This window comes from Fluviicoccus keumensis, assembly GCF_004217445.1.
Lineage (GTDB): Bacteria > Pseudomonadota > Gammaproteobacteria > Pseudomonadales > Moraxellaceae > Fluviicoccus > Fluviicoccus keumensis.
The window spans coordinates 732,654-749,264 of sequence record NZ_SHKX01000010.1 but is presented as its reverse complement, the minus strand read 5'-3'; the positions used below and the strand labels follow the sequence as shown (position 1 = coordinate 749,264).

Sequence of the window (16,611 nt, the reverse complement as noted above, 5' to 3'; positions counted from 1 at the left end):
GTCAACGGACACGCCCTCCCGGCTGTCCGATGGTCACCGTCCTGTCAGATCATGCACCGCCTTCAGACTGCTTTCATCCCCGGCCAATTCCCTTTTGGCAAAAGCCTCGATGGCCTTCTCGTGCGCATAGACATAGGCAAAGAATGGCTTGTCCGCGCCCTCGGCATGATCCTTCAGGCGCAGGAATTTCTCCTGGAAGGGCTGCGTGCCGTTGCGCAGCAGCCGCATGGCCAGCCACCAGGGCATCACCGCCAGCGCCGCGCCTTCCGCCATGCCTTTCAGGGCCCAGCCGCGCGGCTCGGTAATGCGCTGGCCGGTCTGGTTCATGTAGTCCAGATAACGTTGCAGCGTCTGCTCTTCCAGCGCCTTGAGCGCCAGCCATTTCTGCTTGCGCGCCGGGTTCCGGGTCAGCCGCGCCGCCGTATCGAACACGGCGATGCCGTAGACTTCGGACTCATGGATGCGCTGCAAGTCCGCTTTATACTCGGGATAGTTCATGACTCAACTCCTGCCTCGTGACGGCTTTGGGGAGGGAAAATTTCGTACCGGCCGCCAGTTCTTCCAAGGCACGTTCCAGAGCCTCGGCATACGCATCCGGATCTTCAATAAAGGGCATGTGCCCCACATTCGGGAATACCACCAGCCTGGACCGTGGAATGCGGCCCGCCAGCAGCAGGGATTGTTCTGAGGTCACGACCGGATCGTTGGAGCCGGCCAAGAGATAGCAGGGTATCTGGATGCGGTCCAGCCGGTCGCCAATGGCCAGGGTGGTAATGCCGCCAAACAGGGCGAACAAGGCACCGGGGTCTTGTTTCAGCATATCCGCTTCAACGTTGTCCAGCATCTTCCGGCTGAGGGGACTGGCCCGGTATGCCGCCGGACGGTAGGCCAGGAAACTGGCGAACAGTCTCCGCACCCGCCGGCTTTTTTTCGAGATCAGCAGATTGGTGATGAAAGGGCCTTTTCCCCAGGCACCCAGACCGGCGAGACGCAGCAACTGGCCTTCCACCCCGCCCCAGCGACCCAGGTGAAAACCGGCAACACTGACAATGCCCGCCACATTCGGGGCATGGTGCGCTGCCAGGTTGAGCGCGCTGAAGCCGCCGGTGGAATGGCCCACGACGATGATCTTCCGGTTGCCCAGCATGTGCTGCAACGCACCGTTCATGACGCGGAAAAACCACGCATCATCGACCTGCCGGGCATCGAATCCCTCCGGAGCCGTGGACGGGTAATGGGCCGGCAGGCTGAGGGAGTACCAGGCCTTGGAATCGCGGAAGGATTCCGGGACACAGTCGCGCCAGAAATTGACCGACACCAGCACGCCGTGAATGAAGACGATGGCCGGTTCGTCCGCGTTATCCAGATGCTCGTTCACCGCCAGATAGGCCAGCCGGTGACCCTCGGCCTCGGCAAAACCCTGTCTTGTCTTCATGATCTTTCGCGCCCCCGTATCACGGTTGCTCCGTCCGGACACCCGAAGGAGACGCCGGATTCCCGGCCAGTGAGCGCAGGTTAGCACCCGGCAAAGCGGGGGTATTGAACGAAAGAGCTAATAGCGGGTGGATTGCTGCAGGGCCTTGAGCGCATCCAGATAGGTGAGGCCGAAGGACTCGGCAAACGCCCGGCACATATGGGCCAGGTCACTGAAGCCCGCGTCCATCGCCGCCTCCACCGGCGAAGTTCCGTTCAGCAGGGCGTCCATGGCGACCCGCAGCTTCAGCCACTTCTTGTAGCTGCGCACCGGAACCCCGGCGTGTTCGACAAACCAGTGGGAGAAGCGGGTGGGGGAGAGGTTGGCCACGGCGGCCAGCCGCTTGCGGTCGATGTCCTCGCCATCCCCCAGGCCGGCCTTGATCGCCTCGATCACCGCCTTGAAGCGTTCATCCCCGGCGAGGGTCCGGTCGGACGTGGCCAGCACCTCCGAGTTCAGCAGGGCGCGCAGGTCCGTGTCGGCGCTGAGTGACGCCAGAGGCGGCGGCAGTTCGTCCCGGGACAGCGCCAGCCACGCCGGGGGCGCGGGGTTGTCCAGCGCCTTGAGGATGGAGCCGCACAGGGGGTCGAAGTAGATGGAACAGACCAGCGGGCCGGGCTGCAGGCGGTGCCGGGTCCTGGAGGTGAGGTACACGGCTTTGGCCTGCATCCACCCGGCCGTGGTTTCGAATGCGAGGTCGCCGTCCAGGGCAATGGTCAGTTGCGACGCCCAATGGCCGTGCGCCTTGTTTTCGCCGACATGGCCGCGAAAGATGGCGACGCTGTCGGAGAATACGATGTCGCCTTTCCAGTCGATGGGCATGAATGTGCGCTCCTGCGGCAGGGCATGAAGGGGGAATGGGCTCCGCCGCCTGATTTTTCTACTATGGATAATGCGGGGATTTTGGACGGAGCTCCACGCCTGACAGGGAATTATTTCGTTCGGTTCCCTTTTTTTAGTTCGATGATGCGTAGGGGCGCACTGCGTGCGCCCTCGTGAACGGACATGCCGGTTTTTATTGAACGGTCAGCGTGTCCGGCGGAGAAGGGCGCACGCAGTGCGCCCCTACGGCTGCGCTCTGTCGCCATTCCTCAATAACCCCGCCCCCATTCCGCTAAGCTTCCCCCATCCTTCCCTCCCCGTAGAAACCGACATGCGCAAGATGATGCTTGCCGCCGGCCTGGCCCTGAGCCTGGCGCTGGGCGGCTGCACCCCCGATCTGGAAGACAAGCTGAGCGCCTGGGCCATTGGCAGCGAGCGCGCCCGCGCCCATCTGGAGCACAAGGCGCTGACCGTGGACGGCTTCAACATTGCCTGGCTGGAAGGCGGGCAGGGCGAGACGGTGTTCCTGATCCACGGTTTCCAGTCCAACAAGGACATCTGGGTGCGCATGGCGCGCGAGCTGACCGCGCACTACCACGTGATCGCCATCGACCTGCCCGCCCACGGCGAGAGCACCATTTTGCCGGACCGTTCCTACACGGTGCCGGAACAGGCGAAGCGGGTGATGGCGATCATGGAGGCGATGCAGCTGCGGCAGCCGGTGAACCTGATGGGGCATTCCATGGGCGGGGCGATTGCCTTTCATGTGGCGGTGATGGCGCCGGAGCGGGTGAAGACGCTGGCGCTGGTGAGTTCGGCCGGGGTGATTTCGCCGACGCCGAGCGAGTTGTGGCGCTTGAACCGGGAGGGGAAGAATCCGCTGATTGTGCGTAACGAGCAGGATTACCAGGCGATGCTGGCGTTTACGATGGCCGATCCGCCGTGGATTCCGGGGCCGGTGATCGGGACGCTGACGCGGGAGGCGATTGCGCGGCAGCAGATCGGGGAGACGATTTACCGGGAGCTGGATCCGGCGAATTCGCTGAAGCCGGAGGAGGCGTTGCCGAAGATCCATGTGCCGGTGCTGGTGGTGTGGGGGGATCAGGACCGGGTGCTGGATGTGTCGAGTGTGGGGGTGTTCAAGCAGTTCCTGCCGCAGGCGGAGGTGGTGGTGTTCAAGGGGGTGGGGCATGCGCCGCCGATTGAGCGGACGGGGGAGATGGCGAAGGTGTATGAGGGGTTTTTGGGGAGGGGGTGAGACAATCCGCCGGCTGGATTAGCCCGACAACACCGTTCCGTGTTGAGGGCTTCATGCCGACAGGTTGACGCTACCGCTGAAGGTGTTTACAAAGCTAGTCCACGTTAAAGGAAATTCCAGGGAAATCATAATCATGAACAAAACCATCTGCTTGGCATTTGCGCTTATCTTCCTGTGCTCTCCGAGCTTTGCTGTCGAGAAGAGCGGCACATTGGAAATTGCCCGCAAGATTGTTGAGTTACAAGGTGTCCGCGAGGTCCTGACACAAACCAACCGGCAAGTGGATGAGTCGATTAAAGTACAAGCCGAACAGTTATACCAGCAGGTGGTTGCGGCTAATGGTGGTGTCGAAGTGGCGGGAGCCCGTGAAGTAAATGATGCTTTTTTTGCTTCTGCAGCCTGGCACATTCCCGAAGATGACTTTGTTGCCCGATGGGCCGAAGCCTACAGCCGCAGAATGACGGCACAGGACTTGAAGGCAGCTTTGGCTTACTACGGTTCCCCAGCCGGGCAGCGCGAGGTGGCCGCGACCAAGCTGGTCAGTTCGGACTTGACGGGCTGGGTCCTCAAGGAAACCCAAACGCGCATGGATAAGGCCGTTGAGACGTATTTCAAGGACATGCAGGCCCTGTTAGCAAAGAGCGCCAAGCCTTTGCAATAACATGGACAAAGATTCAGAGCTCGTTTCACCTACTTGCCGGTGGTGCTGGGGGCTTTGCCCTGAAACCGGACCAATGATAAAAATAAATTGAAAATTCGCGCAGACAATGCAATATTTGAAAATATTAAATTGTCCGGTGGGGTGAATTCAATGCTGGTCGAGTTCCGTACCAAGAACTTCCGCAGCCTGCGCGACGAGCAGGTGCTTAGCCTGGTGGCGTCAACCGACAAGACCCTGCTGGACACCCATGCCCTGGATACCGGTCTGAAAGCGGCCCCGCATTTGCTGAGGAGTGCGGTGGTGTACGGCGCAAATGCCAGCGGCAAGTCCAACCTGATCAAGGCCCTGCAGTACATGCGCGGCGTGGTGCTGGAGTCGGCCGCGATGCAGCCGGGCCAGACCTTCGACCGACTCCAACCCTTCAAGCTGGACGCCGCATCGGGCAGCGAGCCCACGGAGTTCGAGATCACTTTCCTCCTGGACGGTGTGCGCTACCAGTACGGTTTTGCCATGAACACGCAGCGCATCGTCAGCGAGCATTTGCTGGTGTTCAAGGCCTTCAAGCCGCAACGCTGGTTTGAACGTCGCTTTGATGTTGAAAGCGGCAAGGATATCTATGAATTCGGGTCCGGCCTGAAGGGCGCCAAGCACCTGTGGGAAGGCGCCACCCTACCCAACATGTTGTTTTTATCCCGGGCGGTGAATCTCAACAGCGAGGCCCTGCTGCCGGTGTTTGATTGGTTCGCCAACCGGCTGGTCATCATTAACGAGCAGTCGCCGCTGTCCCCGCAGTTTTCCATGCAGATGCTGAAGCAGGATGCACCGCGCAGGGCCATCCGTGATTTTCTGCGCGCCGCCGACATCAGCATTGCGGATATCGAAGTGACGACGAAGCAGGCCATGGTGCACACGATCAACTTTGATCTGGCCACCGGCAAGCGTGAGGAGTCAACCGGGGAGCAGGCGGTCGATGAGGTGAAGTTCCACCACGTCACCGAGCATGGCAATGCGGTGTTTGATTTGATGGATGAGTCGAGCGGCACCCGTAACCTGTTGTTCCTGACGGGGCCGATTCTGGACATCCTGAACAAGGGCTTGACGCTGCTGGTGGATGAGTTGGACACCAGTCTGCATACCTTGCTGGTGCAGGCGCTGGTGCGCCTGTTCCACCGGCCTGACGTCAATACCGGCGGCGCACAGCTCATTTTCACCACGCACGATACGTCGCTGCTGGATGCTTATGGCCTGTTCCGCCGCGATCAGGTCTGGTTTGTGGAAAAGCGTGCGGATCAAAGCACGGCGCTTTACCCGTTGCTCGATTTCAGCCCGCGCAAGCATGAGGCGTTGGAGCGCGGGTATCTGCAAGGCCGCTACGGTGCGTTGCCATTCCTGAGTAATCCGTTGTTGGGGGTGCCGGGCTGATGGGACGTGACAATCAGGCCAAGGAGCGGCAGTTGCGGCGGAAGACGGTGCGGGAGGGGCGGCGCGCCGGTTACGCCCGCATCCTGATCGTGACGGAAGGCAGCAAGACCGAGCCGCTGTATCTGGAGGAGATCCGTGCGCTGTATCAGTTGCATTCCGCCAATGTGGCGGTGCAGCCGGGTCAGTTGGGTACGGCGCCCATCCAGGTGGTGCGCTATGCGCAGCAACTGTTTGAGCAGGGCGATTTGCACAAGGGGATTCGCCCCAGGAGCTTTGATCAGGTGTATGCGGTGTTTGACCGCGATGATCACGAGAGCTATTTCAATGCGCTGAATTTGGCGAAGTCGCTGGATGGGAAGTTGCGCAATGATGAGCGGGAGCCTGTGCGTTTCAAGGCGATTGCTTCTGTTCCAAGTTTTGAGTTGTGGTTGTTGTTGCACTATGAGGATGTGCGTGCGCCCGTTCACCGGGATGAGGTGATGGTTCGGTTGAAGCAGTACATGCCGGGCTATGACAAGGGGGCGGGTAGGGTGTTTGCGATGACGCGTGACCGGTTGGCGGTGGCGATGCAGCGGGCGAGGGGGTTGGCGGAGAGGTTCAGTGAGTACACGGAGCCTGAGCCGTTTACGGGGTTTTATGAGTTGGTGGGGGTGTTGACTACATTGCGGAACTGAAGCAGGTTGGAAAAAATAGTGTCTGATCCTATTTTAGAGTTGTTGTCGGATAAGATGCTTGGTTTGGCTGATAGATGGCATTGCGCTTATATGTCATAGAGTAATTCACTTGTAATGGAATGGAATCACTGTAGTGGTGCCATCAGAACCACATTTGACTCACCAGGGAGAGCGTGAACATGGGCATTTTTGATAGCTTGATTGACGGGGTATGCGATGCTATTGGCAGTGCTATCGAAGGCGTTGGCAAAGGCATTGATGTTGTTGACTCGGTAGGATCGAAAGTCATTGATGTAGTTGGTGGCGGTATAGACTCTGCCATTGAAACTGTCTCGGAAAATCCCGGTACTACTGTGGCTGTTGTTGCCGCCGCTGTTGCCACTGGTGGTGCTGCATTTGTAGCCGCTGGTCCCATTGCGGCTGCCATTGGAGGAACCGGTGCTCTTGGCGCTGCAAGTACAGGTACAGCGATTTCAACACTTTCCGGCGCAGCGTTGACTAATGCTTCTTTGGCCGCAATGGGCGGGGGGGCTGTGGCTGCTGGTGGTGCAGGGATGGCGGGTGGAACGGCTGTTATTGCAACGGCCGGTGCGACTACTGGAGCTGCTGTAGCGGGAGCAACTTCAGCTACTCTAAAAAGCTAAGAGCAAAGGATGTTTCGCTCTAACCCTTATTTTGGGGTGCCTCATTGTAAAGGTTGAGCGCAATCGGATTCATATACTTATTTCCTTGAATGGTCAAAGTCTGTATGTAGCATGCATACGATTCATCATACTCCCAACACGGCTCGGGTGACCTTGAAGGATAAAAATCAAACTACGTAAGGGGAATACTATGGGAAGCTCTGGCTCGGGTCGTTTTTCAGATTATCCTGGTACAAAGGCCAAGGAAGTGACAGGAAATGGAACAGGCGTAGCCGGTGGGATGAGCGGCGTCGACAAGTGCAAACAGGCATTTAGCGTAGTGCTCGATGATGTTGGAAATAGTGACTTCTATTCGAAGTTCAGAACTGTCCCGACAGTTGGCGATCAGCTGGAAATTCAATTCGACAAAAAACGCGTAGTCGCAGTTGATGTAAATGGCGTAATGGTTGGCGCACTCCCCACATCGTTCAATTATCTCGTAGCATGCATGAATGACGGTGTAACTTATATTGGTTTGGTGAGCACCTCAGCCGGCGCCCCCGTCCCCACCATTACTGCTGACTTTACAGCTAAATAATTATGTCTCTCACTGGCGTTGTGCTAGTAGTTGGAGAGCTTGTTGTTGACTATACGCTTGGCCATCATGGGTCTATCAGCAAACTTCGTTTAGGTGGCGTCGGGCACGCCGCAAGAGGGTTATGGGCTGCCGATCTTGAATTTTCAGTTGCAGCTTTCTGTCCTCAATATCTCATAGGTGAAGCAAAGGCATACCTTGCTGCGCTTGGATGTAGGGAGTTTATCTGGCTTGGTGATGTAGTTGGTGCTCCGAATGTGATCCTTATCGGCGACGTGAGGGAAGTTTCGCATCAAGGTTATGAAGACTTGATGCGTGAGACCAAGATAGTCAAAGTTCACGAACCACTACCGTGTCTTGACGCCTACCGAGAGGTCGTTGTCTTTCCTGGTCGGTTTGATATTAACGTACTCGCTAGCGCGTTTGCAGTTGATGCCAGACTCTCATTTGACATCGCTTATGATCTTGAGGACCTTTCATCGCTTATGGCATTCCAGCGCCGCTTGGGTGCTGTAATTCTCTCAACGTCTTCTCCGCTATTCATGAGACTTGGAAGTGATGATATTAATATCCTCCTAAATGCCATTAGGGCTCTTTCGCCGGAAGTGCTCCTTCTCAAAGAAAATAGAGGGGGTAGTCGACTCTTTGATATGCAACATGGCAGTGTCGAGGAGATTCCTGCAACATTGAGCCGTACGGTCAACTCCGTTGGTGTTGGAGATGTCTATTCCAGTGTCATGGTTGGCTTGTCTCATAGAGGATGGATCGAAGCGGCGTGGCGTGGCTGCCAAGCAGCTTCTGTGTACTCGCAATCAACGTTTCCCGATGACATAAAGCGTGATTTGCAACGCGGATTTCGACTCTCAATAGAAGTATTGCGAGCACTCGGCGGATCAATACTCCCATGGCACGATCGCCAGAGCTACTCGATCTACTTAGCCGGACCAGACTTTTCATACATTGAAAAGCAGGAGCTTGACCACGCTGTTGACAGTCTTACGTATCACAACTTCAGAGTCCGACGTCCTGTCATAGAGGGGGGGGAGTTACGGCGTCCCGCGAGTGAGGGTGACATGCGCCATATGTACAATATGGATTATCAGCTACTCAAGGAATGTGATGTGGTCTTCGCGGTTCCTCTCGATCGTGACCCAGGTACGCTCGTTGAAATAGGCATTGCAATCGAAATGGGCAAGCCAGTCATCACTTACGACCCGCGGGGTGAGAACAAGAACACAATGGTAGTAGCTGGAAGTTCTGTATACTCCGCCGACCTTGACGAGTGCCTCAATGGCACCTTCACAGTTATTGCAGCATTGAGAACTGGATCACGATGAAAAAAGCACTTCTTCTGGCCTCAGGTGGTCTGGACTCAACAACTGTTGGATACAAGCTCATGGCCGCTGGGGTGGAGGTCGTACCCATCTTCTTTGACTACGGACAACATTGCGCAGACATTGAGTGGGGGCGAGTGAATGAAGTCTTGCCTTCCAATATGCAACGTCCAGAGCGCTTCAATATTTCGGACATCTTTCGAGGTTCACAGTCGAGGTTGATTCGCGAAGCTGATCTCTGGACTGAAGAAGTTAAAGATGATGACTTGTACATTCCATATCGAACTATGCTCTTCTTCGCCGTTGCAGCCGCTCGCGCACAAACTGTTGGAATCCTTGATGTTTATACTGGCTTCATCAACAGCAACCATGCCAAAGAAATTGATTGCACTGCCGCATTTATGAATAGCCTCGACGGCCTTACTGAGAACATAGGTCCCGTTCGTTTTCACTCACCTTTCCGTAATTCGTCTAAGGCTGATGTCGCCAGGTCAGCTGCGGAGCTCGGTGTGCCTATAGGGCGTACTTACTCCTGCCAAGCGTCGGCAAAATTTCCGTGCGGCGCTTGTCCGAACTGCGTCGAGCGTCTGAATGCACTGAAAGAGGCTAATTTGGTATGAGTGCTTCAGCTATCGAGGTGCTACTCGTAGCACGTCGCATTGCCAACCATGCGAAGGATAAAGGCGTGCTCTTTGACGAGAAACCGCTCCGTGCTACTTGCGAGCATTTAGGAGCTGTTCTGGCGGACTCTGTGCTCCAAGCCGGGCTCAATTACAACACAGTTGTGCGTCCTCGGGTTCAAGCCATTCTACGACTACATCCAAATCGTCACACGATTTCTTCACTTGCATCGCTGATTCATGACGGCGAGACTGGAGCATTCTTGAATTGGAGGCATAACGAGAAGGTCAGTCGATTTGAAGCACTTGTAGCTTTTCTACAGAGGTCGGGCGTCGAAGATTTTCTGGATTTGCGTGCAGGTCTAGCTTCTGATGAATTTTGTGCCTCGATCAAAACAGTCAATGGGATTGGCCCGAAAACCGTTGATTATATGGCATGTCTAATTGGACTGGATTCGATTGCAGTTGATCGTCACGTCCGCACCTTCGCGAAGGCAGTTGGAGTCGAGAGGGATGATTACAATTTTCTTCGCGCATCATTTTGCTGCGCTGCTGACCTGCTAGAGCTTCCGCGACGTGAGTTCGATGCTTGGTTATGGCGCCGAGCTACAATGCCAGCTCAAGCACAGCTTAATCTTCTCGTGTAGCTTCCTAAATATTGCGAAACTAGCGAGAGTGAGCAACCCCCAGAAAGCCTCGTAAAACTAAATGCACCCATGGCATAATAAAATGCTGGAGCTGTCTTAGCGCCCTAAGGGGGTAGTTATAGTCTGTCAAATATGGAGCCTATGCTTGGGCTAAATAATTTATGGTAGAGCTTGGTTGCATAGCCATCAGTCATGCCTGATATATAGTCAGACAAAATTCGCTCCTTGTTTTGAGCTTGATCATAATGATTTAAGGTGCTGGCAGGGAGTAATCGGCTTGGGTTTTCCTTCAAAACCTTGAAGAGTTTCATAATCATCAGTTGCCCTTTGTATTCAAGAACTTGAACCTCTGGACGTTTAATTACTTTGTTGTAAACAAACTTCTTTAGTATCTTGAGGATATTTTGTTCTTGATTTGGCAATACAGCTTGATATTTAAGTAGGGGGTGCTGGAAAGATTCATTTCTTGAAATCTCAACTTTATACATGAAGTGGCCGACGAGCTTGCTGATCCCATGCTTTCTTTCTTTATTAGAATCAGAAAATAGCCTATCAGTGTATTGTTGAAAATTCTGAACAAATTCACTTCCTGTAAATTTGGAAATTTGATCTAATATTTCTGATTCCCATTGGGTTTTGGTTATCAGTTTTAAGGCTATAGCATCCTCTAAGTCATGTATTCCATATGAAATATCATCCGCAAGTTCCATGATAGATGTGTCAAAAGATTTAAATTTTGTTTTATGATGCTCGCCAACTTTAATGTCTTTTAATTGGAAAAGCTGCTTGTCAGAATCAGAAAGCGGACTGATAATCCAATTCAATACATCTATTTCATCATCAAATATACATTTTGGAGGATGCCAAGCATCCAAATTTAACTTAGATGAAGATGCATAATCGCCCGCATAGTTTTTAACCTGACTATAATTTAGAGGGTACTTAATAATGCCAAGCATGGTGCGCCTAGTTAAATCCATGCCATGGGCGGGCGAATATTCGCCTAGCTTTGAAATAATGCGTAAAGTCTGACCGTTTCCTTCAAAGCCTCCATTATTTATGGTTGAGTAGTTTAACGCGACCTCGCCGCCATGACCAAATGCAGGATGGCCAATATCGTGTGACAAGCAGATGGCTTCTATTAAGCTTAAAGAGGGTATCCAATTTTTAATTTCTTCGTCAGTTCTATATGCTTCTTTCAATCGCTCACAAATCCCTGAGCCTATTTGGGCAACCTCTAGAGAATGGGTTAATCGTGTTCTATAAAAATCACTCTCTCCAATGCCTAAAACTTGAGTTTTTGCCTGCAATCTTCTAAAGGCTGCCGAGTGAATAACTCTAGCCCTATCACGCTGGTATTGGCTATCGTCATTCATCGAGTTGAATGGCTTGATGGGGTATCCCTCATCATCATTTCTTTTTCTATTTTGCCAGACTTGCATGTCTTCCATAATTTCCTCCATGCTTTAATTTAGTTGACGACAACGTATGCAAATGGCTCTGCAGCAACAGAGAATATATCCTTTTCGAAGCCATTAAGAATCATCGCTTTTAAAGGCCAGTAGCTTTGCTGGATGACCTCAGTCACCATCGTTGTTTTTTAGAAACTAGCATCATGATTACTCCCCGTCAATCAGCGCATCGCCCCTCCACCACCGCCCCCATCAAAATCAACCCCGCCCCCACCCACTCCCACCCCTGCAACCGATCCCCCGCCAACACCGCCGCACTCAGCACCGCCCCCACCAACTCCATCACCATGATGATCGACGCCCGACCCGCCTCCAGCTGTGTCACCGCCCACTGCGTCAGGCTCGTCGCCAGCAACAAGCCCCCGAAACCGAACAGCACCGCCCCCGCCAGCGTCCCCCCGCTCACCACCGGAAACGCCTGCACCCCCAACAGCAAACCGATCACCGCAAACCCCCCGCAGCCCACAAACATCGCCCCGATCTTCCCCGCCACCGGCAACGTGTCAAACGCCCGGAACGCCAGATTGTTCATCGCAAAGGCAAAGCCCGACAAAATCGCCACCAGATCCACCCAGCTCGGCGGCGCCTCCAGCAGCTTCGACCCGCCCAGCAACAACCACGCCCCCGACAAGGCCAGCGCCACCGACGCCAGCCGCGCCGCCGTCAGCCGTTCCCCCAGCAACAGCCAGCCGCCCAGCACCCCCCACACCGGCAACAGGTAAAACAGCGCCATCACCCGGATCACCTCACCGGCCGACAGCGACAAGCCGAAGGAAAAGTTCGCCAGCCCGCCCACCAGCACGATCAGCGCCAGCCCGCCCGCCTGTTGCCGCCACTGCGCCCGGATCACCCACAACAGCACCAGCGCCGCCAGGCCGACGCTGCCATAGGCCACCGCCACCATCGCCAGCCCGTCCAGACCGTGCTCGGCCAGCCGCTTCATCGGCCACCAGCTCAGCCCCCATAACAGGGACGAGCAAAACAACACCGCCGAGGCCCGGCGGACAGAATGGGTCATGACCTCAGACCCCCGCGCGCCAGCGTACGAAATGGGCGCGTTCGGTGTCCAGCATCCAGCGGTTGATCTGGCGCAGGTCGGCCACCGGCTGGTCGGTGAAGGGCAGGCGGTGCAGGTAGCCGTCCGGACCGAACTCCGGCGTCAGCGTGCACTGCGTCAACCCCGCGTCCCGCATCGCCTGCCAGCACAATTCCCACCAGCGCTGGCGCGCGGCCAGCGCCCCGGCGAATTCCGGGGCGGCGGGGTGGGGCACCTGCGGCCCCTGGTCATAGCCGACGCGGCCGTGAATGTGCCGGGCGCGCGGGGCCAGGATTTCCAGCACATCGAATTCGGTGTCGATCAGCCGCTCGCACACCACGCACCAGTGGCTGAAATCGCAGGTCAGGTACAGGTCCGGCAGCGCCTGCACCAGATCGCGCGCCACCCAGGGGTTGAACAGCGTGCGCGAGCGGTGGGTTTCAAAACTGATGGGGATGCCGGTGAAGTGGGCGAGGGTGAGCGCCTCGCCGAAGAAGTCGACGGATTGCGCCAGCGGCCAGGCATCGCACCCGGCCAGGCAGTTGATCTGGGTGGCACCAAACCGGTCAATGATCTCCAGCTGCCGCGCCAGCGACTCCAGATGCTGCACCGGGGTGGCGCGGCGGTCGGGCACGTAGCTGCCCGCCGTGCAGATCTCGGCGATCAGGTCGAAGCCGTGGTCGTCCAGCGCGGCGCGCAGTGCCTGTTGCCCAGCGTAGTCCGCGGGAATCGGCACTTCCAGCCCATCATAGCCGTCGGCTTTCGCCTCGGCGGCGAATTCGGCCCAGGGCATGCCGGTGGAGCCCCAGTAGGTGCGGTAGCCGCGCAGTTCCATGAATCGGTTCCTCTTCAAACTGGTTTAAACCCGCCTGTTGCACAGGGCTATGTCGCCGTTAGTAGTTGAACATGTCGGTTCCCTCTCCCATTGGGGGAGAGGGCTAGGGAGAGGGGGGATTGGCCTCGGCAAGACACATGCTTCCCCAAGCAGCCACCATCGAACCCTCTCCCGGCGCTTCGCGCCACCCTCTCCCAGACCTTGGGAGAGGGAAAAGCACTTTCAACTTTTAACCGCGACATAGCCTTGCACAGGAGGGAAAGAGGCTGGCCATGACCTGCGGCTATCTGTCTTTCAATGCCCGGTCAAAAACGACACGCCGTCCACCCCGATGAAGGTCTTGCCCTGATCGCTCAGCACATCCAGGTCATCCGGGTCGGCGTTGAGCAGTCGTTGCGTGCGGTAACGGTGATAGGCGCTCAACAGGTTGAAGAAGGGCAGAATCTGCGAACAGTGGTCGCCGTAGAGCTGCGCGTGCAGCGCGGGCAGGCGGTGCCAGGGCTCGGCGGGCTTTTCGTGGTGGGCGTTGTGATAGCCGAAGTTCAGCGTCACCAGGTTCAGCCACGGGTATTTCACCGACTGGATGTTGGTGAAGGTGTTGCGGAATTCATAGGCGGCGTCGTACTTGGTCGGGTTGGCGGCGGAGCCCTGTTCCAGCGTGTCGAAGAGGGTGAAGGTGTGCTGATAGGCGTCCATGAAGCGCAGCACGTGCAGCATCAGCATCCACGCCAGCGGGTAGAACAGCAGCACGCGCGGCGCGTGCCAGGCAATCAGCGCGAACACCGAGGCGCGCACCGCCAGCACCCACAGCACCCGCGCCCGCTCCGGGCGGCGGCTGGGCAGCACGAAGGGCACCACCAGGCTCATCGCGTGCATGAACAGGTCGGCGGCGGGAATGTAGGCCCATTCCAGCGCCTCGATCAGTTTCACGAAGCGCGGATAACGGGCCAGCTGCGGGCGGAAGTCGAAGGCGACCACGTCGGCGCGGTCGACATGGTGGCGGAAATGCTTGCGGCGCAATATTTCATAACTGTTGTAGCTGCTGCCGGTCAGCCAGTTCATCAGCGAACCGACGCGGGCGTTGACGGCGTTGTCGCGGAAGACGGTGTTGTGCGCGCACTCGTGCAGCAGGTAGGCGGCGATGACCATGCTGTGTCCCAGCAGCAGCACGCCGGGCAGGTTTAGCCAGAGGTCGGGTTTCGCGATCAGCCAGAAGCCGAGCAGGTAGCCGCCGATGGCATAGGTAAAGGCGAGGGTATTTGGCAGAACGCCGTCGGAGTAGCGGAAAATTCCCATGATGCATCCGGTGCGGGCCGTCCCGCGGTGAATCGCCGCGTCCGGGTCGTCCCGGGCGGGGTGGAGATCAGGGAATGAGAAGCAAATTGTGTTCCAGCTGGCGGTGTTGGTCAACATGTCGGTGATGGGAACGACACGTAGGGGCGCACTGCGTGCGCCCTTCTTTGCCCGGACATGCCGGTTTTATGGGGCTGGCCGGTTGGTGTTTGGCGGGGATGGTGGTAAAGAGGGAAGAATGTTTGGGGGGAGAGGGCGCACGCAGTGCGCCCCTACGGATGTTTTGGCCGTGATGGAGGGGAATACGCATGCCGGAATTGGTGTGTCAGCCTGTGGATATGATTGACGTGCTCGGGGTGGCTCCCGAGGTCGACGAATACGAAATTTTCTATCGCTATGAGGTGCAGCAGGCCGCGCTGACGATCCAGCTGACGGTTTGGCCCCATGATCGTGATGTTGAAATCCTGATGCGGGTCGCACCCTTGCCGGAACCGGTTCTGCGGTATTCCTTGGTGGACTGTCCGGGCATCAGGATGGTTGCCGACAAGCGTGGAAAATTTCTCGAATTCGCGGCAGCCAATACGTTTACCGGCAGGTATGACGGCTATTCCGTGATTCCTTACGGCATGCGGTTGTGGGTCGAACCCCAGATACGGCTTGAACCTTTCGTAAGCCGCGCGTGAACCATCCCCGCGTAGGGGCGCACTGCGTGCGCCCTTCTTCGCCCGGACATGCCGGTTTTACGAGGCTGGCCGGTTGGTGTTTGGCCGCCTCCTTATCGAATCAATCCGCCCCCAATCCGCATGCCCTGAACCCGCGAGGTGTTCGTTCGCGAGGGCGCACGCAGTGCGCCCCTACGGGGCGTGTTTGGGGCGAAAGCGTTGTAAAATCAAGCGTCAGTCTTCAAGGAAGAAGTCCATGTACAATCCCGCCACCCATCGCCGGCGCAGCATCCGCCTGCCCGGGCACGACTACCGCCATCCCGGTGCTTACTTTGTCACGCTGGTCACCCGCCACCGCGAACTGTTGTTCGGCCAGGTCAATAACGGCGGCATGATCCTGAATCCGTGGGGTGCCATTGTCGATGAACTGTGGCGGACAACGGCAGCGATGCGCCCGGGAGTCACGTTGGGCGAGCATGTCGTCATGCCGAATCACCTTCACGGCATCATCCATCTGCACGATGCCCCCGGCGGCCTGAATGCCTCGTCCATCGCCGCCATCATCAAGGGTTTCAAGGCTACGGTTTCCGGCGAAATCAAACGGCGAACCGGCATCATTGACCTGGGCAGCCTCTGGCAACGCAACTATCACGACCGGATCATCCGCAACGAGGATGAATACCGACAAATTACCTCCTATATCCGCGACAATCCCGCCCGTTGGCCCCACGATCGCCTCAACGCCCCTCATCAATAATCCCGACGTAGGGGCGCACTGCGTGCGCCCTCTCAACCGAACACGCCGTCTCGTCAAGATCAACACAACCGCCCCGCCATAATCAAAACCACCGTTATGTCTGGGCGAAGGAAGAAGGGCGCACGCAGTGCGCCCCTACGGGGATGGTTTTGGTGCATGGCAGGAGATTTTCGCCCCACAACCGCGCACCCATTCCCCGAATTTGCCCCGTTTCCCCCCATGGCACGCTCCCTGCATTGCCTTTCCCATACGACAGGGGCGCTTTTCCGCCCTGAACGGGTAACTAGGGTTCCGGTCCGCACAGGCGGATGGCTGGTCCGAGAGTTGCCGACCTCCCGCGCGGGGGTGACACGGAGGGATAAAAGCCCGGGAGATCACGTAGCGTCTCCTGTCGCCTTTTTGCCGTGTTGACCCGGAGGTCCGTCC

18 protein-coding genes and 1 riboswitch are annotated in these 16,611 nt (G+C 56.8%); of the genes, 11 read left to right on the top strand and 7 right to left on the bottom strand.

Features of this window, described 5'->3' with window-relative positions; all coding sequences use genetic code 11:
- Nucleotides 1–33 precede the first annotated feature (33 nt).
- The 3 genes from EV700_RS04460 to EV700_RS04450 form a co-directional block, all read right to left on the bottom strand.
- The gene (locus EV700_RS04460) at nt 34–498 is read right to left on the bottom strand and encodes a hypothetical protein (RefSeq protein WP_130411134.1); all 465 of its coding nucleotides are present in this window, start codon (nt 496–498) and stop codon (nt 34–36) included.
- Nucleotides 479–1,435: an alpha/beta fold hydrolase gene (locus EV700_RS04455; RefSeq protein ID WP_130411133.1), complete on the bottom strand. Its 957-nt coding sequence runs from the start codon at nt 1,433–1,435 to the stop codon at nt 479–481. Before EV700_RS04455 ends, EV700_RS04460 begins: the two co-directional genes overlap by 20 nt.
- Before the next feature lie 117 nt (nt 1,436–1,552).
- Nucleotides 1,553–2,296 (bottom strand): AraC family transcriptional regulator, encoded by a 744-nt coding sequence (locus tag EV700_RS04450; protein WP_130411132.1) that lies wholly within the window; start codon nt 2,294–2,296, stop codon nt 1,553–1,555.
- 331 nt (nt 2,297–2,627) lie between these two features.
- Here EV700_RS04450 and EV700_RS04445 point away from each other — a divergent pair, with 331 nt between their 5' ends.
- The 9 genes from EV700_RS04445 to EV700_RS04405 all read left to right on the top strand — a co-directional run bounded on the left by EV700_RS04445 (nt 2,628) and on the right by EV700_RS04405 (nt 10,130).
- Complete coding sequence (locus tag EV700_RS04445; RefSeq protein ID WP_130411131.1) at nt 2,628–3,554, top strand: alpha/beta fold hydrolase; 927 nt, start codon at nt 2,628–2,630, stop codon at nt 3,552–3,554.
- A gap of 133 nt (nt 3,555–3,687) precedes the next feature.
- Nucleotides 3,688–4,215 carry a DUF2059 domain-containing protein gene (locus EV700_RS04440; RefSeq protein ID WP_130411130.1) on the top strand — a complete coding sequence of 176 codons (528 nt, stop codon included), beginning with the start codon at nt 3,688–3,690 and terminating at the stop codon, nt 4,213–4,215.
- A gap of 150 nt (nt 4,216–4,365) precedes the next feature.
- The gene (locus EV700_RS04435) at nt 4,366–5,637 is read left to right on the top strand and encodes an AAA family ATPase (RefSeq protein WP_130411129.1); all 1,272 of its coding nucleotides are present in this window, start codon (nt 4,366–4,368) and stop codon (nt 5,635–5,637) included.
- Nucleotides 5,637–6,311: an RloB family protein gene (locus EV700_RS04430; RefSeq protein WP_130411128.1), complete on the top strand. Its 675-nt coding sequence runs from the start codon at nt 5,637–5,639 to the stop codon at nt 6,309–6,311. Before EV700_RS04435 ends, EV700_RS04430 begins: the two co-directional genes overlap by 1 nt.
- A 179-nt stretch (nt 6,312–6,490) precedes the next feature.
- Entirely contained in the window at nt 6,491–6,955 is a 465-nt protein-coding gene (locus EV700_RS04425) for a hypothetical protein (RefSeq protein ID WP_130411127.1), read from the top strand.
- A 190-nt stretch (nt 6,956–7,145) separates the two neighbouring features.
- Nucleotides 7,146–7,532 (top strand): hypothetical protein, encoded by a 387-nt coding sequence (locus tag EV700_RS04420; RefSeq protein ID WP_207224572.1) that lies wholly within the window; start codon nt 7,146–7,148, stop codon nt 7,530–7,532.
- 2 nt (nt 7,533–7,534) lie between these two features.
- Nucleotides 7,535–8,866 carry a nucleoside 2-deoxyribosyltransferase gene (locus EV700_RS04415; protein WP_130411126.1) on the top strand — a complete coding sequence of 444 codons (1,332 nt, stop codon included), beginning with the start codon at nt 7,535–7,537 and terminating at the stop codon, nt 8,864–8,866.
- Nucleotides 8,863–9,483: a 7-cyano-7-deazaguanine synthase gene (locus EV700_RS04410; RefSeq protein ID WP_130411125.1), complete on the top strand. Its 621-nt coding sequence runs from the start codon at nt 8,863–8,865 to the stop codon at nt 9,481–9,483. The genes EV700_RS04415 and EV700_RS04410 overlap by 4 nt, the downstream gene beginning before the upstream one ends.
- Complete coding sequence (locus EV700_RS04405; protein WP_130411124.1) at nt 9,480–10,130, top strand: HhH-GDP family DNA glycosylase; 651 nt, start codon at nt 9,480–9,482, stop codon at nt 10,128–10,130. Before EV700_RS04410 ends, EV700_RS04405 begins: the two co-directional genes overlap by 4 nt.
- Nucleotides 10,131–10,246: 116 nt before the next feature.
- On the opposite strand, the gene EV700_RS04400 is transcribed toward EV700_RS04405, so the two are convergent.
- The 4 genes from EV700_RS04400 to EV700_RS04385 all read right to left on the bottom strand — a co-directional run bounded on the left by EV700_RS04400 (nt 10,247) and on the right by EV700_RS04385 (nt 14,769).
- Complete coding sequence (locus tag EV700_RS04400) at nt 10,247–11,581, bottom strand: anti-phage deoxyguanosine triphosphatase (protein ID WP_242610180.1); 1,335 nt, start codon at nt 11,579–11,581, stop codon at nt 10,247–10,249.
- A 178-nt stretch (nt 11,582–11,759) separates the two neighbouring features.
- Nucleotides 11,760–12,620 carry a DMT family transporter gene (locus tag EV700_RS04395; protein ID WP_130411122.1) on the bottom strand — a complete coding sequence of 287 codons (861 nt, stop codon included), beginning with the start codon at nt 12,618–12,620 and terminating at the stop codon, nt 11,760–11,762.
- A gap of 4 nt (nt 12,621–12,624) precedes the next feature.
- Entirely contained in the window at nt 12,625–13,473 is an 849-nt protein-coding gene (locus tag EV700_RS04390) for a sugar phosphate isomerase/epimerase family protein (RefSeq protein WP_130411121.1), read from the bottom strand.
- A gap of 294 nt (nt 13,474–13,767) precedes the next feature.
- Nucleotides 13,768–14,769, bottom strand: coding sequence for a fatty acid desaturase family protein (locus EV700_RS04385; protein ID WP_207224571.1), 1,002 nt, complete (start codon nt 14,767–14,769; stop codon nt 13,768–13,770).
- Between the two features lie 305 nt (nt 14,770–15,074).
- Between EV700_RS04385 and EV700_RS04380 the strand changes: the two genes are divergently transcribed.
- Nucleotides 15,075–15,449, top strand: coding sequence for a hypothetical protein (locus tag EV700_RS04380; protein WP_130411120.1), 375 nt, complete (start codon nt 15,075–15,077; stop codon nt 15,447–15,449).
- Nucleotides 15,450–15,684: 235 nt separating this feature from the next.
- The gene (locus EV700_RS04375; protein WP_130411119.1) at nt 15,685–16,185 is read left to right on the top strand and encodes a transposase; all 501 of its coding nucleotides are present in this window, start codon (nt 15,685–15,687) and stop codon (nt 16,183–16,185) included.
- A 272-nt stretch (nt 16,186–16,457) separates the two neighbouring features.
- Nucleotides 16,458–16,560: riboswitch (guanidine-I (ykkC/yxkD leader) on the top strand.
- The last annotated feature ends 51 nt before the right edge of the window (nt 16,561–16,611 follow it).